Annotated in this window: 20 protein-coding genes; 5 read left to right on the top strand and 15 right to left on the bottom strand. The window is 45.9% G+C overall.

The features are described from left to right. Window positions 1–34: 34 nt before the first annotated feature. From AC1DCV_RS03280 to ribD, 4 genes are all read right to left on the bottom strand, one after another. Entirely contained in the window at window positions 35–1,408 is a 1,374-nt protein-coding gene (locus AC1DCV_RS03280; RefSeq protein WP_477021811.1) for a hypothetical protein, read from the bottom strand. A gap of 17 nt (window positions 1,409–1,425) precedes the next feature. Further along, window positions 1,426–3,234, bottom strand: coding sequence for a type VI secretion system Vgr family protein (locus AC1DCV_RS03275; RefSeq protein WP_477021810.1), 1,809 nt, complete (start codon window positions 3,232–3,234; stop codon window positions 1,426–1,428). 420 nt (window positions 3,235–3,654) lie between these two features. Beyond that, window positions 3,655–4,257 (bottom strand): IMPACT family protein, encoded by a 603-nt coding sequence (locus AC1DCV_RS03270; RefSeq protein ID WP_441572240.1) that lies wholly within the window; start codon window positions 4,255–4,257, stop codon window positions 3,655–3,657. Between the two features lie 29 nt (window positions 4,258–4,286). Continuing rightward, on the bottom strand, window positions 4,287–5,327 hold the full coding sequence (gene ribD, locus AC1DCV_RS03265; RefSeq protein WP_477021809.1) for a bifunctional diaminohydroxyphosphoribosylaminopyrimidine deaminase/5-amino-6-(5-phosphoribosylamino)uracil reductase RibD: 1,041 nt from the start codon (window positions 5,325–5,327) through the stop codon (window positions 4,287–4,289). Window positions 5,328–5,434: 107 nt separating this feature from the next. Here ribD and prmC point away from each other — a divergent pair, with 107 nt between their 5' ends. Continuing rightward, window positions 5,435–6,292 carry a peptide chain release factor N(5)-glutamine methyltransferase gene (prmC, locus tag AC1DCV_RS03260; RefSeq protein WP_477021808.1) on the top strand — a complete coding sequence of 286 codons (858 nt, stop codon included), beginning with the start codon at window positions 5,435–5,437 and terminating at the stop codon, window positions 6,290–6,292. Window positions 6,293–6,392: 100 nt separating this feature from the next. Here prmC and AC1DCV_RS03255 read toward each other — a convergent pair whose 3' ends face one another. The 3 genes from AC1DCV_RS03255 to pepT all read right to left on the bottom strand — a co-directional run bounded on the left by AC1DCV_RS03255 (window position 6,393) and on the right by pepT (window position 8,849). After that, entirely contained in the window at window positions 6,393–6,788 is a 396-nt protein-coding gene (locus tag AC1DCV_RS03255) for an ExbD/TolR family protein (RefSeq protein ID WP_477021807.1), read from the bottom strand. An 11-nt stretch (window positions 6,789–6,799) separates the two neighbouring features. Beyond that, window positions 6,800–7,516 (bottom strand): MotA/TolQ/ExbB proton channel family protein, encoded by a 717-nt coding sequence (locus AC1DCV_RS03250; RefSeq protein ID WP_441572244.1) that lies wholly within the window; start codon window positions 7,514–7,516, stop codon window positions 6,800–6,802. An 85-nt stretch (window positions 7,517–7,601) separates the two neighbouring features. After that, window positions 7,602–8,849, bottom strand: a complete 1,248-nt coding sequence (gene pepT / locus AC1DCV_RS03245; RefSeq protein WP_477021806.1) for a peptidase T — start codon at window positions 8,847–8,849, stop codon at window positions 7,602–7,604. 194 nt (window positions 8,850–9,043) lie between these two features. Between pepT and metE the strand changes: the two genes are divergently transcribed. Together metE and AC1DCV_RS03235 are read left to right on the top strand one after the other, a co-directional pair. After that, window positions 9,044–11,344: a 5-methyltetrahydropteroyltriglutamate--homocysteine S-methyltransferase gene (gene metE, locus AC1DCV_RS03240; protein ID WP_477021805.1), complete on the top strand. Its 2,301-nt coding sequence runs from the start codon at window positions 9,044–9,046 to the stop codon at window positions 11,342–11,344. A 117-nt stretch (window positions 11,345–11,461) separates the two neighbouring features. Next, the gene (locus AC1DCV_RS03235; protein WP_477021804.1) at window positions 11,462–11,680 is read left to right on the top strand and encodes a cysteine-rich CWC family protein; all 219 of its coding nucleotides are present in this window, start codon (window positions 11,462–11,464) and stop codon (window positions 11,678–11,680) included. A gap of 119 nt (window positions 11,681–11,799) precedes the next feature. On the opposite strand, the gene AC1DCV_RS03230 is transcribed toward AC1DCV_RS03235, so the two are convergent. Continuing rightward, on the bottom strand, window positions 11,800–12,228 hold the full coding sequence (locus tag AC1DCV_RS03230; protein WP_133810109.1) for an FKBP-type peptidyl-prolyl cis-trans isomerase: 429 nt from the start codon (window positions 12,226–12,228) through the stop codon (window positions 11,800–11,802). Window positions 12,229–12,332: 104 nt separating this feature from the next. On the opposite strand from AC1DCV_RS03230, the gene AC1DCV_RS03225 reads away from it, so the two are divergent. Continuing rightward, entirely contained in the window at window positions 12,333–13,499 is a 1,167-nt protein-coding gene (locus AC1DCV_RS03225; protein WP_477021803.1) for an exo-beta-N-acetylmuramidase NamZ family protein, read from the top strand. A gap of 133 nt (window positions 13,500–13,632) precedes the next feature. Continuing rightward, a complete protein-coding gene (fmt, locus tag AC1DCV_RS03220) occupies window positions 13,633–14,565 on the top strand; it encodes a methionyl-tRNA formyltransferase (RefSeq protein WP_477021802.1) in 933 nt (310 codons plus the stop codon). A 76-nt stretch (window positions 14,566–14,641) separates the two neighbouring features. On the opposite strand, the gene AC1DCV_RS03215 is transcribed toward fmt, so the two are convergent. The 7 genes from AC1DCV_RS03215 to hemH all read right to left on the bottom strand — a co-directional run bounded on the left by AC1DCV_RS03215 (window position 14,642) and on the right by hemH (window position 22,999). Further along, complete coding sequence (locus AC1DCV_RS03215; RefSeq protein WP_477021801.1) at window positions 14,642–15,610, bottom strand: DPBB and LysM peptidoglycan-binding domain-containing protein; 969 nt, start codon at window positions 15,608–15,610, stop codon at window positions 14,642–14,644. Between the two features lie 296 nt (window positions 15,611–15,906). After that, the gene (locus AC1DCV_RS03210) at window positions 15,907–17,310 is read right to left on the bottom strand and encodes a methyltransferase RsmF C-terminal domain-like protein (protein WP_477021800.1); all 1,404 of its coding nucleotides are present in this window, start codon (window positions 17,308–17,310) and stop codon (window positions 15,907–15,909) included. Between the two features lie 156 nt (window positions 17,311–17,466). Next, window positions 17,467–18,867 (bottom strand): NAD(P)(+) transhydrogenase (Re/Si-specific) subunit beta, encoded by a 1,401-nt coding sequence (locus AC1DCV_RS03205; RefSeq protein WP_477021799.1) that lies wholly within the window; start codon window positions 18,865–18,867, stop codon window positions 17,467–17,469. Window positions 18,868–19,063: 196 nt separating this feature from the next. Continuing rightward, a complete protein-coding gene (locus AC1DCV_RS03200) occupies window positions 19,064–19,375 on the bottom strand; it encodes an NAD(P) transhydrogenase subunit alpha part 2 (protein WP_477021798.1) in 312 nt (103 codons plus the stop codon). 30 nt (window positions 19,376–19,405) lie between these two features. Beyond that, window positions 19,406–20,536 carry a Re/Si-specific NAD(P)(+) transhydrogenase subunit alpha gene (locus tag AC1DCV_RS03195; protein ID WP_477021797.1) on the bottom strand — a complete coding sequence of 377 codons (1,131 nt, stop codon included), beginning with the start codon at window positions 20,534–20,536 and terminating at the stop codon, window positions 19,406–19,408. A 60-nt stretch (window positions 20,537–20,596) separates the two neighbouring features. Further along, complete coding sequence (hemG, locus tag AC1DCV_RS03190) at window positions 20,597–21,943, bottom strand: protoporphyrinogen oxidase (protein ID WP_477021796.1); 1,347 nt, start codon at window positions 21,941–21,943, stop codon at window positions 20,597–20,599. Window positions 21,944–21,952: 9 nt separating this feature from the next. After that, a complete protein-coding gene (gene hemH / locus AC1DCV_RS03185; protein ID WP_441572256.1) occupies window positions 21,953–22,999 on the bottom strand; it encodes a ferrochelatase in 1,047 nt (348 codons plus the stop codon). Window positions 23,000–23,218: the final 219 nt, after the last annotated feature.

The raw sequence follows: 23,218 nt of genomic DNA, 5'->3' as shown, positions 1-23,218 counted from the left end.
TAATATTCTTTGATCCCTGTGGGGAGTGGGCTATTTAGTTAAATTCAAAAAGAGAGGACTTACGTCTTACAGTGGCCTTATCCATGCCTTCAGATTGAAGCAGGGTGGCCCAGTCATCACCTAGTAATTCCTGTAAATGGTCCTGTAATATTTTCAGATCTTCCGGTCCTCTGATTTTTTCACAAAGGTGAACCGCCATGCTGGCGGCGTGCAGGAAAGTAGACTGACGCCTTACTTCCAGCTCCAGGTAGCTGCCACCGGTAAGGGAAAGCAAAAGATTCTCAAACGCAATATTCAGTTGACTCAGTTCATAATACAAGTGACCACAAAGCCGGTAGCCTTCCATGATCATGAAAGCATCTCCTTTATCCGCCGCTTCATGTGCCAGCTCCTCATACAATGCGATCGCCTGTTTACGTTTCTTTTTGCCTACCAATATGGCTGCTTTTATCATGACGCATGACTTCCAGGTGGGATACCCCGCCGGATCGTTGGCATCCATGAGCTGCCTGGATTGTAAGATGGCTTTATCTGCATAAACAGCACTTTTATTGGGTTCCCGGATCATAAAATAAGCCTGGGCCGTTATCACCAAACCAGCTACGGCATGTGTGGTACCACCCATCTTTTTACACAGGGAAAGCAACACAGTTATTTCATTATCCAGGACGCCTGTATCCTGCTGCGTGGTGCAGTCCATTACTTTACGGATCTGTTTACGGAAACGTGCATCGATGCTGACAGTATCAGAATTGCCGCCACCTTTGTCCATATCGTTTTTTATCGCGGCCACCATATCCAGCTGTGGCTGCAACAATGTTACCTGTTCAGCTAATATTTTTTGGGAAAGCGTAATCCTGGGGTTGGTTGCAATGTCAATGGTAACCAGACGAATGCCATCCGGCAGACCTTTCTTCAGTACATCGGCGTACCAGTCGCCGGCATCCGGACTATCCGGTCTCAGCATAGGAAAATAAATGCAACAGCCGATATTTTCCAGACCAGTGATATAAGATTTAAAACGAAGTAATTCTTTCCATACACTCTGCACACATGGTGCTAGTGTCATGTCTGGCTGATAATCCTGTTTCAGCAATCTGTCCTTTTTTAATGCGCCGTAAATATCATACTTCGAATCGGGTACCGGCTCAAACCAGCTGATATATTCCTCCCACAATGCTTTCTCCCAGGCTTCATGATCCCCGTTCCAGGGCGCATCAAAACGAAAAAAAATCTCTTTGAAAACACCTACAGCAGTCCGTTCAATTTCCAGGAATTTATCAATAATATCTACATCTGCATATTGTACCAGCCAGATAGCCAGCTTCCAGTGTTTTTGCTGATCAGCAACGGCCCAGGCGTCTCTTACTTTATAGAATTCCTGCCCAATGGATGGTGAGGTCGTCATAAGTTAACATTAAGGAATCAGGAATTTATTTTCACTAGTCCGCCGGATACTACCAGGTCGGCAGTACAACTCACCGACACATCTTTCTTGGCGTTGACGGTAACAGAATCACCTGCAATATTTGCAGTGGTACTGCCTTTGGCCAGGAACTCCTTCGTCAGCATAGTAATGGAACTATCCCCTTTAAACAGGGTATCTTTTCCTTTTACAACAACTGATTCCTTTCCTTCCATATAAATTCCTTTCGTTGCCGTCAAAGTACCTGAGTCTGATGCTGCAATGGTGAATTTTTCTGCGCTGATTTGAATTTCTTTGGAAGAAATATCCATTTTTGTTTTGGAAGAAATGGCAATACTTTCCTTGCCATCCATAAAAATGCGGTTACCACCAGGGTCCGTAATTGTAACGCTGCCATCGGCATCATTCAATAAGATGGAAATGCCACTACGGGTACGGATAGCTTTCATATCATTGGCTGCAGTACCGAAGCCCGACTTGCCTTCTCCGTTATAAGTGGTACCCAGCACAAAAGGCAGTTCCGGGTTGCCACCTTCGAAGTCCACGACTATTTCCTCTCCTTTTTCCGGCACCATATACATGCCTTTACTACCACCGCCATGAGGAGATACCACCCGCATCCAGGGCGTCATTCCCTGTTGCTGCCATTTAAAGCGGGCCCTTACGCGGCCCAGGTCTTTAGGATCATGGTTGTCTACCACGGTGGCACTTTGTGCTTCGGAGAAAGGCATATTTTCCAGGTTCACCGGTGGTGCGGCAGCATCTGCTGGAATACCTTCAAACTCATTATAGTAATCACCGTTGCCGGTAACATGATGCGTCAGACCCCAGATCATGAATTTACCATGATCATCTTTCGCATATACATTTTCCTGGATGGCAATATGATCTCCTACCCGCAGGGAAGTATGTCTGCTGCTGCCTTTCAGCTGCACCATCGCCGCCATACGGCCTTTCTTCTGCCGGGTCACCAGCGTATCCAGTTCTGCTTTTGCATTGCTGGTAAAAGCGTGTGTCATTTTATACAGAGAAGGATTACTGTATAACTTCTCACTTAACCCCTGTACATGTTGTGTATAATCATTTACTTTTCCTGCCGGCTGCGCAGAAGTGGAATTATCCACTACCTTATTACTGCGGTAGTCATATCCGTTCAGGTGCTGATTATTAGGCTGCACCTTCATTTCCAGGTCGAAGCTCATCAAGTCTACCAGGTGTACCAATGATATTTCTCTTGGTTGATATTTTCCAAAAACAACCTGCTGTCCGTTATAAAAAAACCATTCGCCAAAACGCTCCGACATCCGGTGCAGAAAGTCAAAAGATGTTTCTTTATACTGCACAATATATTTCAGAGAAGTAGTCGTAGCCGGGTCTACCAATGGACGCGAAATGTAAGGACCACAGGCTTTCAGAGCGGTATTCACAATCGTAGCCAGGTCCTGGTTCTCGAAGGCTTGTACATGTGGGTCATTATTCAGCAATATCGTGGGACTATATCCGCGGATCACGCAAAAGCCATGTGTGCCATCGCTTTCCTTACCGGAGCTGACAGACATCACAATACCATTAAAGATCAGCGGATCATAATGCTGTAATGCCTCATAGGCCTGGATCGTGATACTCACTTCTTTTCCCAGGAAAGCTTTGGTGGCAGATACGATGCCGGGACCCAATTCCTGCAGCCAGTCGTAGCCGATCTTCAGCTCAAAATGATGATGCCCCTGTAATTGTTGCTCCAGGCGCAGGGAATGGAATTGTTTAAATTGCTTGTCGGCGATAGATACGGTTGTTATGGTATGTAACATAAACAAGGGGGCTTTTAATATTAATATGGTCCTGTATGTATCCTGAATAAAACGGACGGATACTGTTATAAAAACTAAAAACGGGCTAATTAAAATCGTTAGTTAACAAAATTAAATTTAAGAAAAAATACATAAAACGGGGTCAATTTTATGTAAACGTGGAAAAATATTGCACAGGAGATGGGGATAGGTAAATATTCGTAAGATGATCCTGATAAGTATGGATTCCTATCTTTTAGGCAGAAGGCAGAAGGCATAAAGCGGAAAGCAWAAAGCTATCAGAGCAAATGATCAGCGCGAATAATTAATTGCAAAATCGCACTGATCATTTGCTCTGATAGCTTTATGCTTTATGCTTTATGCTTTAAGCTTTATGCTTTATGCTTTATGCTTTATGCTTTATGCTTTATGCTTTATGCTTTATGCTTTATGCTTTTTTATATCCAGTCCGTAAATATCTTTCAAACGCAGGAGGCACAGCTCTTCGCCGGATTTAGGCACCCCTATTTCCATCTCACAAAATAACTGCAAATCCTGGGATAACACGGTGCAGTTGTTTTGTTTTACCACCATCATCACATCATTCATGATGGTGTAATCAAAGCTGAGATGATATTTTGCTTCTATATTTTTCTGGATAACCGGGATCAGTTGTAATACCATTGCAGCGCTCATTTTATAAGCGTTAATAAGTCCGGGTACACCCAGGAGACTGCCACCGAAATAACGTACTACTACAATGAGTACATCCGTAATCTGTTTGCTGTCTATTTGCCCCAGGATAGGCTTTCCGGCTGATCCGGATGGCTCACCGTCATCACTGGCACGAAACTGGAGACCAGCGGTACCCAGGCGATAAGCATAACAGTGGTGTGTAGCTTTGGGGTGTTCCTTTTTCACTTCTCCGAGGGCTTCTTTTACCTCTTCCGGGGTTTTGACAGGAAAGGCATATGCCAGAAATTTGCTGCCCCTGTCCTTGAACTCTGCTACAGCTGTTTTATCAATTGTAAAATAAACCTCCATCAATATCATTTAAAATGCGCACCTGAAAACTACGCAGGATTATAAAAATCAATACGGTCGCCGTTCACCTGCATCGTATCTACACTTATTGCCCGGGTGAGCACTGGTGCTGCCAGTCCATCTGCCAGTGTAACCGTACCTGTTATAATGCGGGCCTCATCCCATAACCCGGCTGCGATAAACTGCTGCAACAGATGAGGACCACCTTCTACCAAAACGCTCTGAATATGCCGCTTGTGTAGCTGTTTCAGTAAGGCGGGCAGCATATCGGTAAAATCCAACTCCATGATTTCCGTCAACCCGTGGGTTTCTGCCCTGCTGCCTGTGATAAATATGGTAGGAATGCTACCATCCCATACATGGTGGGAGCGCGGAACTTTCCCTTCCCGGTCGATGATGAGGCGAACAGGATCTTTGCCGGTCCACAGCCGGTTATTCAGCCTGGGATTATCCAGGATAGCTGTTCGGGTACCTACCAGGATGCCCATCTCCCCACTGCGCCATTTATGCACCAGCCGGTCGCTGTAAGAATTGGATATTTTTACGGGTGCTCCACCTGCAGCGGCCATGATGCCATTGCTGGCCTGCGCCCACTTCAGTACAATATAGGGGCGTTTCTTTTCATGAAAAGTAAAAAAACGGCGGTTGATATACCGGCATTCTGCCTCCAGCATGCCTGTATGCACAGTTATCCCTGCTTTTTTCAGCTTCTCAATGCCTTTACCTGCTACGGCAGAAAACGTATCTATGCAGCCAATCACCACTTCTTTAATTCCCCGGGATACAATCAAATCGGCGCAGGGCGGCGTTTTGCCATGATGGGCGCAAGGCTCCAGGCTTACGTACATGGTTGCCAGCGGGATCAATGACTGATCTTCTGCGGCAACGCTGTTAACGCAATTCACCTCTGCATGGGCCTGCCCGTACTGCCGGTGATAGCCCTCTCCTATGATGCGCCCCTGGTGAACCAGTACAGCTCCTACCATTGGATTAGGCGCTACCTGACCTGCTCCCATAGCGGCCAGCTCCAGGCAGCGCTGCATAAAAAATTCATTGAACGTGCTATTCATAATCGCCAGCGATGTAATATTTTTGCAAATGTATCGTTTTTAGCCAGTGGAAAATGCCGCTCCCCCAGGTTTGCATTTTTCCGGTTATATTCCTTAAACTATTTATATTGACTATACAAACGGCCTTTACCTATATTACTGGTGCCATCAGTGAACTATATGAGGAGCGGGAAGCCGCCAATATAGCGCACATTATCATGGAATACCTAACGGGCATGAGTAAACTGGATCGCATTGTTCACAAAACAAAAATCCTCTCCCCCGATCAGAATCAACGACTAAAAGCAGCCATTGAAGCACTGCAGCGCCACGAGCCGGTGCAATACATTACTGGTAGTAGCTGGTTCTACGGCATGGAACTCCTGGTAAATAAAAATGTGCTCATCCCCCGCCCGGAAACCGAAGAGCTGGTAGAATGGATGGTACAGGATGCGGCACACCGCCATCGCCTGCACCTGCTGGACGTGGGCACGGGCAGCGGATGTATTCCCCTGGCCCTGAAAAAATCATTGCCTGACGCACAGGTGTCTGCAATAGATGTAAGTGAAGGCGCCCTGGAAGTAGCCCGCAGCAACGCCTCCCGTCAAAGACTGGATGTTAACTTTATGCTGCTGGATGCACTGGATCCCTCGCAGCTGGCCACATTACCTGAATTTGATATGATCGTCAGCAATCCGCCCTATATTACACAAAGCGAGCAAAAAACAATGCAGGAGCTGGTTTGGGGCTTTGAGCCCTCCCTGGCCCTTTTTGTTCCTGACAACGATGCCCTGTTATTTTACCGCCATATTTCTGTGATGGCAAAAAGTAAACTACTCCCTGGCGGAGCGCTTTACTTTGAAATCAATGAAGCATTGGGTAAAGAAGTGGTGACCCTCATGGAAGAACTGGGATTCAAAGACGTGGTCCTGAAACAGGATATGTTCGGGAAAGACAGGATGGTGAAGGGAGCGGTTAGCCATTAGCTTTTAGCTTTTAGTAAAAATGCAGCGGAGAACATCAGATATGTTCATCTCCGCTGCATTTTTACTAAAAGCTAAAAGCTAATGGCTAAAAGCTAAACCGCTATTTATGTGCTGTCGCCAATACCACCTTAGCCCCCATTTCTCTGGCCACTTCCATCACATTCACCACATCTTCTACGGGAACTGATTTCTCGGCATTGATTACAATCGTAGGCTCTATCTTCTCATTGCCGATAGATGGAGCCAGGGCTTGTTTCAGACGATCAAACGGTACTTTGTTGGTACCTACAAAAAACTCGCGTTTTTCATTAATACTTACTACTACTGTTTGCTTGGATTTGGTGTTGCTCTTGGCTTTGGGCAACAACAGCTTAATAACATTCGGATTAGCCAGTGTGGAAACAATAAGGAAGAACAACAGCAGAATGAACAGGATGTCATTCAGTGCAGAGTTGTGCATTTCCACCTGTCTCTTATTTCGCCTGCGTAAATTCATGATCTTTTGTTTTAGCGGGTGGGTTCCTGCAAAATATCGATGAATTCAGCTGAAGCGCCTTCCATCTTATTTACTACCTTATCAATCTGTGCATTCAGGTAGCTATAACCAATGAAGGCTACGATACCGATAATTAACCCGGATGCAGAGGTGATCATCTTTACATAGATACCACCGGCAATGGTGCCCAGTGTAATATCTGACGTAATAGAGATGTTGAAAAAGGTTTGGATCATACCCGCAATCGTACCAAGAAACCCGAACATTGGTGCAATTCCTGCAATAATAGACAGGATCACCAGGTTCTTTTCCATCCGGTAGATTTCCAGTTTACCCACATTTTCCATGGATTTCTCAATATTGTCGATAGGCTTGCCTATACGCTGAATCCCTTTTTCAATCATACGTGCAATGGGACCAGCAGTATTTTTGGCCAATGAACGCGCTGACTGCATATTACCAGTGGTGATCTGATCACGGATCATTGGCATAAAGTTATCAGGCAGTGTCCCGGCTTTTGCAATAGTGATGGCCCTTTCCACAAACACATATACTGCGATCAGCGACAGGATACCTAATGGAATCATCAGGACACCGCCTTTCATCAGCATGTCTATCAGGTGGATCTGTGGTGTGGCCTCAGCGGTAGCGGATATGCCCTGTGCCACAGTATCTGCTTTGGGACGTAATAAAGAATCCTGTAATAATGTAATAAAACCTAACAACATGAACTATATTTTAACGGGTGCATAAGTAGAACACTACTATAAACGGTTAAAGTAAGAAAATATTTGCGAAAGTTTTCCGCATAATTTATGCCTTCTCTTCCCAAACCTGTGCCAGATATACAATTGTCTGCACCGCTTTCCGCATATCCTGTATGCTCACATATTCATGCTTGCTATGTAAGGCCATCTCCCCTGTAAAAATATTCGGGCAGGGTAATCCCATAAAAGAAAGCCGGGAACCATCTGTACCACCGCGAATGCTCATTCTCAGCGGCTGTACGCCTGCACGGCGTATGGCCTCTGCGGCATGGGCAGTTACTTCCGGGTGTTTCACCAGCACTTCTTTCATATTACGATATTGCTCCGTTACTTTCAAAGTAGCTTTTGCACCATAGTGTTTATCCAGTACTTTGTCCATAATACGGCGCAGGTAAGTTTCATGCGCTTCCAGGTGAGCGGTGTCAAAATCACGGATAATAAAATCTATTTCCGTTTTCTCTACCGTACCCTGTATACGAACCGGGTGAATAAAACCTTCGCGGTCATCTGTCGTTTCAGGGGAAAGGCCGTCTTTCGGTAACGCATCTACGATTTCACCGGCTATTTTAATAGCACTGATCAGCTTATCCTTCGCCGCACCGGGATGCGCACTTACGCCATACACGGTAATCCTGGCGCCATCGGCAGAAAAGTTCTCATCTTCCAGGGAACCCAGTTCTCCACCATCCATGGTATAACCAAAATCTGCTGCCAGCTTTTGCATATTCACTTTTTCCACACCACGACCCACTTCTTCATCCGGGGTAAACAGGATGCGGATAGCACCGTGCTTTACTTCCGGGTGTGTCATCAGGTAATTGGCCGCATCCATGATTTCTGCCACTCCGGCTTTATCATCTGCTCCCAGCAAGGTGGTGCCGCTGGCAGTAATGATGTCATCGCCCTTTTTACTGGCCAGGTAAGGATGTTCTTTTGCACTGATCACCACAGTTTCATCGTCCGGCAAAGCAATGTCACCACCATCATATTGCTGGTGTACAATGGGCTTTACGCCTGTACCACTACTGTCTGAAGAAGTATCTACGTGAGAACAGAAACAAATCACCGGTACTTTTTTGTCCGTATTTGCGGGGATCGTTGCATAAACATAACCATACTCGTCCAGCTCTGCATCCGTAATGCCCATTTCCTGCAATTCCTTTACCAGCAGGCGGGACAGATCCTTCTGCTTTTCCGTTGTCGGAAAACTGCTGCTCATCGGATCTGATTGCGTATCTATTTGCACATAACGCATGAAGCGTTTGTCAACCGTATATGAGTAATTTGTAAACATATTGCAAACCTAAGGAAAATCACCTATACACCCCTGCCGTAGATTATTCTGTTTTACCACCTCTCACAATATCTCCAAAAGTAAATTATTCTTTTTTTATCTTATTTTTTAAGACAAAAAACTGAATTTCATGCAAATGATCGAACAAATGATCAATAATAATAGGTTTGTGAAGAATAAAACACATCCTATATATGCTTACCAACATTCCTGGCTACCCCAGAATAGGCAGCCAGCGGGAACTGAAAAAAGCCTGCGAAAACTATTGGGCCGGAAAAATTTCACTGGAAAGACTTGAACTAACGGCAAGGCAGCTACGAAAAGAAAACTGGACATTGCTGCAGGAAGCCGGTATAGACCTGATACCATCCAACGACTTTTCTTATTACGACCAGGTACTGGACATGTGTGTAACACTGGGCGTGATACCATCCCGCTTCCGGGCCCTCCAACAAACATTTGCCAACCCTACCTGCCCAGAGCTGTACTTCGCCATGGCAAGGGGTTACCAGAAAAATAATTTTGATATCACCGCCCTGGAAATGACCAAATGGTTCGATACCAATTATCATTACATGGTGCCGGAATTTGAAGCCAGTCAACAATATGCACTGCATCATCCCAAATGCGTGCAGGAATTCAAAGAAGCACTCAGTCTGGGTATTACTACCAAACCGGTACTGATCGGGCCTGTTACCTTTATCTTAAGTGGTAAAATAAAAGACGCCGGTGTAGGCTATACGCAGTTGCTGGAGAAGTTACTGCCGGCATACATTCAACTACTTGCTGCTTTACAGGAGGCAGGCGCAGAATGGATTCAACTCGATGAACCATCGCTGGTAACAGACCTCGAACCCGCTCTCAGAGAGCTTTATCATACGGCCTATTCATCTATCAGACAGGCATTGCCTGCGGCAAAAATATTGCTGACCACTTATTTCGGTGGTCTGGAAGATAATACTGCGCTGGCCCTGCAGCTGCCGGTACAGGCGCTGCATATCGACCTGGTGCGGGCTCCGGAACAACTGGATGCCATATTATCTGCTTTACCGGAAGATAAACTGCTGTCCCTCGGTGTGGTAGATGGCCGTAATATCTGGAAAAATGACTATGTTGTTTCCCTGGATCTCATTAAAAAAGCAATTGCCAAAATTGGTGAAGACCGCCTCCTGCTCGGTACTTCCTGCTCTCTGCTCCATGTTCCCTATAACCTGGAAGATGAAACAGCACTGAACTCCGAGGTAAAACAATGGATGGCTTTTGCGAAACAAAAAGTAACCGAAGTAATAGCGCTGCAGCAAATCGCCGCCGGTGATGACACCTTGCTGGCCGACAACGAAAAAGTAATGAACAGCCGTAAAACGGCCAGTAGCATACATCTTCCGGAAGTAAAAGCCAGGATAAAACAGATTACGACTGCAGATACCCAGCGCCACAGCATTTTCCCGCACCGACAGGTATTACAGCACAGTGTTTTACAGCTGCCGTTGTTTCCTACCACCACTATTGGCTCCTTCCCGCAAACCACGGAAATAAGACAGCTGCGCGCAGACCTCAAAAAAGGAATTATTACGCAGGAAACATACAATGCAGATATCCGCAATGCCATTACCGAAACCATTTACCGCCAGGAGAATCTTGGTCTCGATGTGCTGGTACATGGCGAGTTTGAGCGGAATGACATGGTGGAATATTTCGGCGAACAACTCGATGGATTTGTATTTACACAAAACGGCTGGGTGCAGAGTTATGGTACCCGTTGTGTAAAACCACCGGTAATTTTCGGAGATGTACAACGTCCGGAACCCATGACCGTAGCCTGGAGCCGCTATGCACAATCACTCACCAGCAAACCGGTGAAAGGCATGCTTACCGGCCCCATTACTATCTTACAGTGGTCATTTGTGCGCAATGATCAACCCCGCATGCAAACGGCTTTCCAGCTGGCACTGGCGATCCGCGATGAGGTAAAAGACCTGGAAGATGCGGGTATCACCGTAATACAGGTAGATGAACCTGCCCTGCGTGAAGGCTTGCCACTCCGCAAATCCCAGCGTGCAGAATACCTGGAACAGGCAGTAAAAGCCTTCCGTCTTGCTGTATGCACAGTAGATGATGCCACCCAGATCCACACCCATATGTGCTATGCGGAATTCAATGATATTATTGAACATATCGCCGCCATGGATGCGGATGTGATCACAATAGAAACATCCCGCTCACAAATGGAGCTGCTGGAAGCATTTGCACATTTCCGGTATCCCAATGAAACGGGACCCGGCGTATATGATATTCATTCTCCCAGAGTACCCACAGTGGCCGAAATGGAAGTATTGCTACATAAAGCAGCACAGCTGTTGCCAGCCCGCAATATCTGGGTAAATCCGGACTGCGGACTTAAAACCCGTAAATGGGCGGAAACCGAAGCTGCGCTTCGTAATATGGTGACGGCCGCAAAGAATGCAAGGATACAGCAGTTAGCGGTTAGCTTTTAGCCATTAGCTTTTAGCAAATGCAGCGGAGATTAACATATCATGATCTTCACTGCATTTGCTAAAAGCTAAAAGCTAACGGCTAAATGCTTTCATGCAAAAAAATGGCTACTTTTATGCATGGCATATCATGAAACAGTAACCTGTCCGCGATGTCAGCGCAGCTTCGAATGCCGTGTAGGTACTATTCTACGCTGCCAATGTCAGGATGTAACCTTATCGGAAGAAGAGCGATACTTCATCCAGCAAAAGTTTAGTGGTTGTCTTTGTGCAGATTGTTTACGTGATATGAAATCAGCCTTTGAGGCACCGGAAACACCATTGGGAGAAGGCCATTAGTGGTGCATGGGGAGAAATAAATAATAACAAACGACTCATTGGGATAACAATTATTTAGGGATTTCCGAATATCCGGATGCGGTTGATCACTACATCCGGAGATCAAAAATCCCTAAATATTATACGATTTCTACCAGTTCCAGGTCAAAAACCAGATCTTCACCAGCCAGGGCGTGGTTAGCATCCAGGGTAATGAACTCTTCACCGATAGCAGCTACTTTCACCTGGAATACCTGGCCCTGGGGATTGCTCATCTGCAATTCCATGCCTACTTCAGGATTCAGATCAGCCGGGATATTTTCTTTTGGAAAATCCATGATCATTTCTTCGCTTTTGGGACCATATGCCTGATCAACAGGGATATGAATGGTTTTCTTGTCGCCCACTTTCATGTCCAGCACACCATTCTCAAATCCTTTGATAACCATACCGGCACCTACCTTGAATTCGAGCGGCGGTCTACCTTCAGAAGAATCAAAGGTAGTTCCGTTCGTTAAACGGCCATGGTAATGCACCTTCACTGTATCCCCGTTTTTAACAGCTTGCATAAAAATTAATTGTTTAGTGTTAATAATTACGCGCAAGATACAAAAAGCTGCTATAATCCGCGCTTTTTGATGCAGCCAATAAAGCTTTGCCGTATCTTAACGGTATGAACCGTATACTACTTATTTGCATCCTCCTGGCGGGGTGCTTTTTTGAAACCTCCGCTCAATATGCGGACCTTGTATTGCCAGGCGCCACACAGACTTCCCGGTATTTGCCGCTATTGAAAAATAAGCGGGTAGCCATGATGGTGAACCAAACCGCGACTATTGAAAAAACGCACCTGGTGGACTCTCTGCTGAAGCTCCACATAAAAATTCAAAAGATTTTCAGCCCGGAACATGGTTTCAGAGGCAATGCTGGTCATGGTGAGAAAGTGGCCAACAGTATTGACTCGGCTACCGGTATTCCCATTGTGTCGCTATACGGACAGCACCGCAAAGCCACTGCAGCGGACCTGAAAGATATAGACATCCTCATCTTTGATATACAGGATGTAGGTACCCGCTTCTTCACCTACATTTCTTCCCTGCAGGAACTCATGGAATCTGCTGCTGAAAATAAAAAAACGCTCATCATCCTGGACCGTCCCAATCCCAATGGGGACTATGTTGACGGCCCCATCCTCGATACCGCTTACCGTTCCTTTATAGGTATGCAGCCCATTCCGATTGTACATGGAATGACTGTTGGTGAATATGCCCGCATGCTGAATGGAGAACGCTGGCTCAGCAAAGGTGTACAGTGTGATATTAAAGTGATCCCCTGCGAAAACTATAGCCATCAGACCTTCTACCGCGTGCCCATCAAACCCTCTCCCAATTTGCCCAATATGGCCGCCATCAATCTGTACTCTTCGACCTGCTTTTTTGAAGGAACCGTACTCAGTCTGGGACGTGGTACCGACAAGCCTTTCCAGGTATATGGATCACCACTGTTTCCCAAACAGGGCTTTTCATTTACCCCGCGTGCCAGTGCTTCCAATCCCAGCCCGGTGTTGAAAGACCAGCTGTGCTATGGTTATGACCTGAGCAATGTACCAGAAACAGTACCCCATAAAGGCCGTAAAATTGAATTGAAATGGCTGATGGATGCCTATCGGATATTCCCTGATAAAGACAAATTCTTTATCCCATTCTTCAGCAAAGTAGCGGGTAATACAACGCTGCAGCAACAGATCGTAAAAGGCGTTTCTGAGGCAGATATCCGCAAAAGCTGGGAACCAGGATTAGCAAAATTTAAAGTGATCCGCGCGAAGTATCTGCTGTATTAGCTTTTAGCCATTAGCTTTTAGCTTTTAGCAAAATGCAGCGAAGAACATGTTATATGTTAATCTCCGCTGCATTTTGCTAAAAGCTAAAAGCTAATGGCTAAAAGCTAAACAATCCTCATTATTTTTGCATCCTATGAGTAAAGATCTCCGTATTATTTTTATGGGTACGCCTGATTTTGCAGTGGCGTCTCTGGATATTTTGGTGCAAAATGGCTTCAACATTGTTGGCGTGATTACGGCACCGGATAAACCGGCTGGCCGCGGCTTGCAGCTGCAGGAAAGTGCAGTGAAACAATATGCTGTCAGCAAAGGATTACATGTATTACAACCGGAAAAACTGAAAAACCCTGATTTCATTGCGGCATTAACCGCTTTAAAAGCAGATCTGCAGGTGGTTGTAGCTTTTCGGATGCTGCCGGAAATGGTGTGGAATATGCCACCGGAAGGTACTATCAACGTACATGCGTCCCTGTTGCCTAACTACCGCGGGGCTGCGCCTATTAACTGGGCCATCATTAATGGCGAAAAAGAATCCGGCGTTACTACGTTTAAATTACAACATGAAATAGATACCGGTGATATCCTGTTCAGTGATAAAGTAGCTATCCGGGAAGATGAAACTGCCGGAGAATTGCATGATGCACTGATGCATACAGGTGCCACCCTCCTGCTTAAAACAGTGCAGGCCATTGCTGTCGGCAACGCCACCGGAACACCTCAGGCGAATATTCCTGCTGCAGAAATAAAACATGCACCCAAGATATTCAAAGAAACCTGCCAGATTAACTGGCAGCAACCTCTTGACAACATCTACAATCATGTAAGAGGATTGAGTCCTTATCCTGCTGCCTGGACTACTTTCCAGGGGAAAAACCTGAAAATATACAAAGCTCACAAAGAGCATACCCCCCCTTCAAAAGCACCCGGGGACTTTGATACAGATCAGAAAACCTATGTGAAAATTGCTGCGCCCGATGGCTATTTGTACCTGGACGAAATACAGCTGGAAGGCAAGAAAAAAATGGATATTGAGGCCTTCCTGCGGGGATACCGGTTTAGTGCCTAGCCTTGGCCGGACACTAAAAAGGAGCGGAGATGTGTATAATACAGCATCTCCGCTCCTTTTTTATGTAATAGTTACCTTAGTTTTCGTAATTCAGCTCACAATAAAAGCGGGATTCATTACTTCCCAGAGCCTGCATGGCACTGTCGCTCAACTTGATAATCAGGCCTGCATTGGATTTCATCTGCGGAATTACGTCCAGTACTTTTGCATATACTGATTTACCATTCAGCGGATTGGTTACTTTGATGATGGTACCACGGGGAGCCGTGTTATGCAAAGCATAATATTTACCAACGGCATTGCTCTTAAACCAGGTACCGGGGCCTTTTTCAGAGCCGGCTTTTTTACCATTGTTGGTTTGTTGCTCATACAGTTGTTCAAAATCAGCACTGCTGTTGGCCGCTGCCGGTTTAACCGGAGCGGGTGCAGGTGTTTCTGCTACTTCGGGAGCAGGTGCTGTTTCTTTCTTAACAGTTTCTTTCACCGGAGCAGGTGTGGGTGGTGCTGCTACGGCTGTTTCCACAGGTTCTGGTACCGGGGCCACTTTTTCTTTTTCTTTCGCTTTCACTTTCTCCACTTTAGGAGCCGCTTCGCCCCCGGCACCACCAGCTTTCATAAAGCCGATGATCACGTAGCTATCTTTTTTCAACCCATCACCTGAAAAACTATTCCATTGACGGATGTTATCCAGAGGAACTTTGTTGTAATTCACACTTACCCGGTATAAAGTTTCTTTGTCAGTTACTTTATGATATACGGGTTTACCTGCCGCATCTGCCTTCTGTGAGAAGTTGGCAGCGGTGAGCGGAATATGCAGGTTATGTCCCAGTTGCAATCCCTGTTCCATAGTCACTTTATTCGCAGCGGCTATTTCCTTTGGCGGCAAACCGTATGCACGGCTGAGGCTATAAAAATTTTCTCCTTTCTTAACAACATGGGATATGTAAAGGGCGGGTGAGGTACCTTGTACCTGCAGCGTGTCCTGCGCCTGCACCGCTCCTGCACTAAAACCAAACAAGACGATTGATAGAATCGATTTTACCATACTAACTCTGTTTATGATTGATGATCTGCCTGCTGCTCCGGATATTTTTGCTCTCGTATAAGATACCCGACGACAACCTAATTATACCATTGCAGCACCAAAAAATCTGGATTTTTTATTTGCTATTTCGGGCAACGAATATATGCGTTAAAATTGACAATTTTATTTAATAAACCAAACGAAAAATCCCTCCTTTTGTTGTGGTAACCGGCATAAACGGCTACTACACTACATACTCAGCAAATAGCCGTTGGCAGCGCATTTCAAAGTTGGTACAGATCGCACTCCCCTATTCTTTACACCCCGGTAATTTCTTTCAGGATGCGCAATTCCTTGGGGTAATAATTGTTCATTCGGTTTGGTAAAAATTTAGCCCAGCCCAGATTCATTCCCTCATACTTTACCAGCGACCAGCCCCGCACCCCGGTGGTTACACCCGGATCTTCCTTGCGAAGATATTGTAATGCCTGCTGTAAATTCAGCGAAACTGCCGGCAGATCGTCAGATACCAGCATACTCGCTGCCAGCTGATGATCAGGAATCAATTCTTTCTGTCCCGGCTGTCCTGCTTTTACGCCCGCTTTGCGAATATACAATTGTTGCTGCAACAATGGCATTTCCACCGCCAATAAAGGTGGTAATATCAATACTTCGTCCTGATGCAGGAAGTATTGATAAGATGGCGGAATATTTAACCAGGGAGTAATCACATCCCGTTGCCGCGCTGTGAGCGCCACCCGTTTCTGCTCTTTGGGTCTGCGGACAGCGCCGCCGCTACGCTTACGGAAACAGGCAATAAAAAAACCTTCTCCTTTCAGCCGGTCCGGATAAAAACGATATCCGGTACAATTTCGTTTATGCGTTACCGTTGGTACAATTCCCCATTGCTCTTCCAACGGTATCGTAATATTTTCCAGCTCAAAATGGTCTGCCAGCCAATCCAGGATCGCTTCATCTTCTTCTGCCGAAAAAGAACAGGTGGAATAAATAACAATACCATCTTCTTTCACCGCAGGTAACACATCTGCCAGAATCCGCTGTTGCCGCTGGCTGCAGAGGGTTACATTTTCAGGTGACCATTCTGACACCAGTTCCGGATCCCGGCGAAACAAACCCGAACCGGAACAGGGCGCATCCACCACCACCAGGTCAAAATAACCAGGCAGCCTGGAAAAATCACGGGGATCATTGTTGCTCACCACTACGTTGGAAGCCCCCCATTTAGTAAGATTATCTGCCAGTAATGCAGCGCGCACTTTTATTACTTCATTGGCCACCAATAAGCTGTCAGGGCTAATCAGCGACTGCAGCAAGGTAGATTTTCCACCCGGCGCCGCACACAGATCCAGGACTTTCAGCGGAGCGGATAAATCTACTGTGGCACACACCGCTTGTTCCAGGAACATTGACGATGCTTCCTGCACGTAATAAGCACCTGCATGAAAAAAAGGATCAAAAGTAAAGGAAGGTCTTGCCGGTAAATAGTATCCCTCACTATTCCAGGGTACTTTGCTTACACCAGCAGCAGATAAGGATTGAAGCACCTGCTGTGCTTTCTCCGGCGATTTAATTTTAGTAGGATTCAACCGCAGGGAAGTAATTTTTTCTGCGGCAGCATGTACTCGTTCAAATGTTTCCCGGTTATAACCCGGAAGTCCTGCTAACGAATCAAGCAGTGCCGCTGGTAAATGACTGGACAAAGGAATTTTTTCCGCAAAAATAATGAAAATGCAGATTTTGTCTTTATCAGGATTATACTGATTTAGATGATTTTTCTATTTAAATCTCATAAATCAAAATATAATCAGATAATCATCATAATCAGTATAATCATGGCAAAGACAATATTCGCTGCATTATACCTCTTTAATCGCTGTCAGCAGCTCCTGCAGCACTTTCTTCGCATCGCCAAACAGCATAGAGGTTTTAGGTTGGAAGAAAAGATCATTTTCTATACCGGCATATCCCGGCTTCATACTGCGCTTGTTCACAATCACCACCTTGGCATTTTCCACTTCCAGTATAGGCATACCGTAAATGGGACTGGCAGGATCATTTTTGGCAGCAGGGTTGACCACATCATTGGCGCCTAAGATCAATACCGCATCAGTAGTTGGAAATTCAGCGTTGGCATCTTCCATCTCCAGCAATTTTTCATAAGGTACATCCGCCTCTGCCAGCAACACATTCATATGCCCTGGCATACGGCCTGCTACAGGATGAATGGCATATTTTACCACTACCCCTTTTTCTTCCAGCAACTTCTCTAACTCATGACAAGCATGCTGGGCCTGCGCTACGGCTAATCCATATCCTGGTACGATAATCACTTTATTGGCATATGCCAGTACTACAGCAGCATCACTTAAACTGATTTCCTTATAACTTCCCTGGTCTTTGCCCCCGGCAGCCGATGCCACAGCACCGCCACCAAAGGAACCTATCAGCACATTTTTAAGCGAGCGGTTCATGGCCTTACACATCAGGATGGTGAGAATAGTACCGGCAGAACCTACCAATATTCCACCTGTCAGCATCACCGGATTAGCATATAAAAATCCACCACAGGCGGCGGCTACACCCGTAAAGGAGTTTAACAGGGAGATAACTACCGGCATATCTGCTCCGCCGATCGGAAGCACAAAAAGTACTCCGTAGAACAATGCCAGCAGGAAAATAAGATAGAAAATAAGGAGACCAGTACCCGGTGAAACAGCGAATACCAGCAGCAACCACACCGACAATCCCACAATTAATACCAGTACGCCCAGGTTCAGCAGGTGCTGCCCCTGGAAGGAGAAATCTTTTATTTTTCCGGTCAGCTTTCCCCATGCCACAATACTGCCTGCACAGGAGACCGCACCAATCACCAGACTCAGTAAAATGATCACCACTGTTCCTTTTGAAGCAGATGACTCCAATAACTGCAGCATCAAATGATCATCTGTAACAGGTGCATATAAATTCTTTATCAGCGCATGAAGGTGGTTAAACTCTACAATGGAAATCAACGCCGCACAAGCGCCCCCCATGCCATTAAACATACTCACCATTTCCGGCATCGCCGTCATCTTCACTTTTTTGGCCGATAATACACCGATGATTCCACCTATCAGCAGCCCGGTAAATATCCAACCATAATTGTGCAGGGGAACCTCGTTCACTCTATAGAGAAAAATAGTGCCTACAATGGCGAGTGACATGCCGGCAGCCGCTATCAGATTGCCTTTACGGGCAGTATCTGGTTTACTTAACATCTTTAGTCCAAGGATAAAAGTAACAGAGCCGATCAAGTAGATAATTGATAAAATGCTGGATCCCATATTGAGTAGTGCTTTAGCTGTTAGCCATTAGCTTTTAGCTTTTAGTAAATGCAGCGAAGGGAATGTTATGTTATTCTTCGCTGCATTTACTAAAAGCTAAAAGCTAATGGCTAACAGCTGGTTCGGTTTTCTATTTCTTTTTTCCTTTGAACATTTCCAGCATACGGTCTGTCACCACAAAGCCGCCCACAACATTGACTGTGCCCAGTATCACTGCCAGGAACCCGATGATCAGTGCCAGGTAGTTATCTGACTCTGCCTTCCCCATCACAATGATAGCACCTATTATCACCACACCGTGGATAGCATTGGCTCCACTCATCAGGGGTGTATGGAGCACAGACGGCACTCTTGAAATCACTTCCACCCCCAAAAAAATGGATAGGATTACGATATAAATCAGGTCAATATGCTGGTGAAGAAAAGTGAGAATATATTCCATGTTTAACGGGTGTTTTTACATTCCTAACTACTAAGCAGGCTGCATCATGCTTTTCACACGCTCATTCACAATTTCTCCGTTATGTGTGATACAGGCGCCCTTTACAATATCGTCCCCGAAATCCAGGTGCAGGGCTCCTTCTTTGGTGAGAATCAATTTCAGGAAATTGAATACATTTTTTGCATACAACTTGCTGGCATCAGCTGGCATGGTCGCTGGCAGATTAGAGTCTCCTATGATGGTAACCCCTTTATAATGCACGGTTTCATTGTTTTTAGTAACAGTGGTATTGCCACCGGTAGCTGCTGCCAGATCTACAATTACAGCGCCGGCACGCATACGGTCCAGCATTTCATTGCTGATGAGTATAGGTGCTGCCTTACCTGGAATCTGCGCAGTCGTAATCACGATATCTGCTTTGGCAATACTTTCTGCAATACGTTGTTGTTGCTGTTGTTTGTAAGTTTCGCTTTGTTCTACCGCATAACCACCGGCTGAGGAGGCATCTGCAGCACCTTCCACCTCTACGAATTTTGCACCCAGACTTATCACTTCTTCTTTTACTGCCGGCCTGGTATCAAACACTTCCACTACTGCCCCGAGGCGGCGGGCAGTGGCAATCGCCTGCAATCCGGCCACACCTGCACCCAGTATCAGTACTTTGGCAGGAGCAATGCTTCCTGCTGCCGTCATCAACATGGGAAAATAACGTGAATAGCTATACGCTGCGAGCAATACTGCCTTATAGCCGGCAATATTGGCCTGAGAGCTGAGTACGTCCATCACCTGCGCACGGGTAGTGCGGGGAATCGTATCTAAACTGAAAGCGGTAATATTTCTGGAAGCCCAGTACTCTACCTCGTTTACACGGTACAGTGGTTGTAAGATCCCGGCAATGATTTTACCGGCGGGAATCTGATCTGCCAGCTCCCGTGATGGAGGCTGCAGCGTAAAAATAATGTCTGCTCCGGAAAGAATATCTGCCGCTGTTTTAACCAATGCTCCTGCCTGCATATAGGCGTCATCGTTATAGAAGGCATTATCGCCGGCTCCCTGCTCCACCCACACGGTCACCGACATTTGCTGCAGTTGTTTTACTACCTCAGGGACAAGAGATACCCTGGTTTCACCGTTTTTTTCCTTTAAAATCCCTGCAATCATCTGGTGGAAATTTATAATGGAATTTAAAGAAAAAACGGCAACAACGAACTATTTTTCTGATTAATTTTTCTTCAGTGAAGCGGCGAAAGTAGCGGCATATTGCAATAAAGCCGGGATAGCCACGCCTTGCAGGTAATTCCCGCGGATATATAGACCAGGATATTTTTTTTCAAAATCTGCTACCCCACTACGCAACTTAACATGCCCTACATTCAGTTGTGGAATGGCCTTTTCCCAGGTACTGAACCGCTGCATCACCGGTGGTGAAGATAAATGCAGCAACGAAGTAATCTCCTCCACTACACGTTGTTGCCATGTTGCAGCATCCAGTTGATCAAACAGGTGCTCCTGTCTGGCCCCGCCCATAAACACCGTAAACAGTATTTTTCCTGCCGGAGCTTTCTCCGGAAAAATCGCGGAGTTGCAGATAGCTCCCAGGAAATGCATATTTTCTGCATGTGGTACCAGGAACCCAAAACCATCCAGCGGTTGTGGCAGCGCTGCCGCATCAAAACCCAGGTGCAATACCCCCATACGCGGATAAGGGATGCCTCGCAGCAATGCCGCAGTGGCAGGATCCAGGGAAACAATCGTTTCTGCAGTACAGTAAGCAGGGCTGGTCACCACTACCCTGGTAGCCGCAAAGCTGGCAGAGACACCGTTTTCTACGGTACTGACCATATACCCGCTGCCTGCTTCACTGATACCGGTTACTTTACAATTAAAGCGTACCGGCGTTTGCAGCAATTGCTCCAAACGATTGGTGAGTACCTGGTTACCTCCTTTGAAACTGATGATCTTTCTGCCGCTCATAGCCGCTTTATTCTTCATCAGCCCTTTGGTAACACTTCCGTATTCCTGCTCCCATCTTGGCAATGCAGGTAATACTTCGGCCATACTCATCCGATCAGGATTACCGGCATAGATGCCCGATAATACTGGATCAAATACGTAATCTGCTATCTCTTTATTAAATCTCCTGGTAACAAAATCAGTTACCGTTTCCTCTGCTGATACAGGTGAGGACTTCCGGAAACTTTCGGTAAACAAACGCCATTTACTGCCACGGCTCAGATAAGCCGAAGCCATGATTTTGAAAGGATGTGGAGAAACGCCATGTAATTGATTGTTTCTGACAAGGAAACGATGTTTACTGGCGGCGGTAGCCTCCAGTATATCTGCTTCCAGACCCAGTTCCCGGAAGAACGTTAATATTTCCGGTGAGGCGGCGATGGTATTAGCGCCAGCATCCAGCTCAAAATCATTCTCCCGGAAAGATTGCATTACGCCACCCGTATGACTGGATGCTTCCAGCACCAGGTAGGGCACCTGTTGCTTTTGTAGTTCATACGCAATACTCAGCCCGGCAATGCCGGCGCCGATAATCAATACGGGTTGTTCAGACATATGGAAAGGTTAGACTACTTGTTCTTGTGCTATGATCTCCGTACAATATTTCACCACTGCTTTTACCCACATCGGATGGATATTCAGGCAGGGGATCATGGTAAATGTTTCACCACCACTATTCAGGAAAGAATGCTTTCCTTCTACCGCTATCTCTTCCAATGTTTCCAGGCAATCAGATACAAAAGCCGGACATACAATCAACAGCTTTTTCTTTCCCTCTGCAGGCAACGTTTCCAGCAAACCAGCCGTATAAGGCTTCAACCATTCTTCACGTCCCAGTCGCGACTGGAAAGAAATCCCCCATTTTTCACGGGGTAATCCCAGTTGCTCCGCTACCAGTTCCGTGGTAACGGTAATCTGGTGACGGTAACAGAAAGGATGTGAAGCTGATTTAACATGACAACAATCATTCACTTTCATACAATGGGCGCCGGTAGGATCTGCTTTACGCATATGTCTTTCCGGTAAACCATGATAACTGAAAAGTACGTAATCATATTCCTGTTGCAGGTATGGACGCATACTTTCTGTTAATGCATTGATATAGTCCGGCTCATCATAAAACGGCGGAACGATGGACAATTTGAATTTATACTTCTTTTTCCGGTAGATCTCCTGCGCATATTCTACGGCTGTTTCATAAGAAGACATCGCATAATGCGGATACAACGGAAACAGTACGACTTCTTTCAGATCAGGATTTTGCTTCAACAGGTTGTTGTAAGCCACTTCCGGACTGGGGTTACCATAGCGCATAGCTATTTCCACCGGAATTTCCATATCGTTCTGCACAGCCATCTGTAATTGCCTGGTAAGTGCCACCAACGGGGATCCTTCTTCCCACCAGATAGATGCATAAGCTTTGGCAGATTGCTCCGCGCGCTTTGGAACGATGATACCCTCGATTAATATCTTACGAAACAACCATGGATAATCTATCACACGCTTGTCCATCAGGAACTCATTCAGATAACGCTTTACATCCGGTACGGCTGTAGAATCAGGCGATCCAAGGTTCATCAATACTATTCCAACATCAGATTTCGATACCATTTCTTATAAATTGCAGCAAAGCTAAGGAAAAAGCAGAAAGCAAAAAGCGGAAAGCAAAAAGCTGCCCACATAAGACTGTAGCGGATATCCAAAAATCCCGCTTATCTTCGCTACAGGTGCTTTCTGCTTTATGCTTTCAGCTTTTAGCGCCATCGTGTCATCCTATTGTAAAGAAAAAAAGCTGATAAAAATCATTTTTTGCTGGTGCTGATTACCAGT

Source organism: Chitinophaga sp. 10T418 (genome assembly GCF_056394125.1).
The sequence above is the reverse complement of the archived record's forward strand: the minus strand, read 5'-3'. Positions and strand labels throughout refer to the sequence as shown.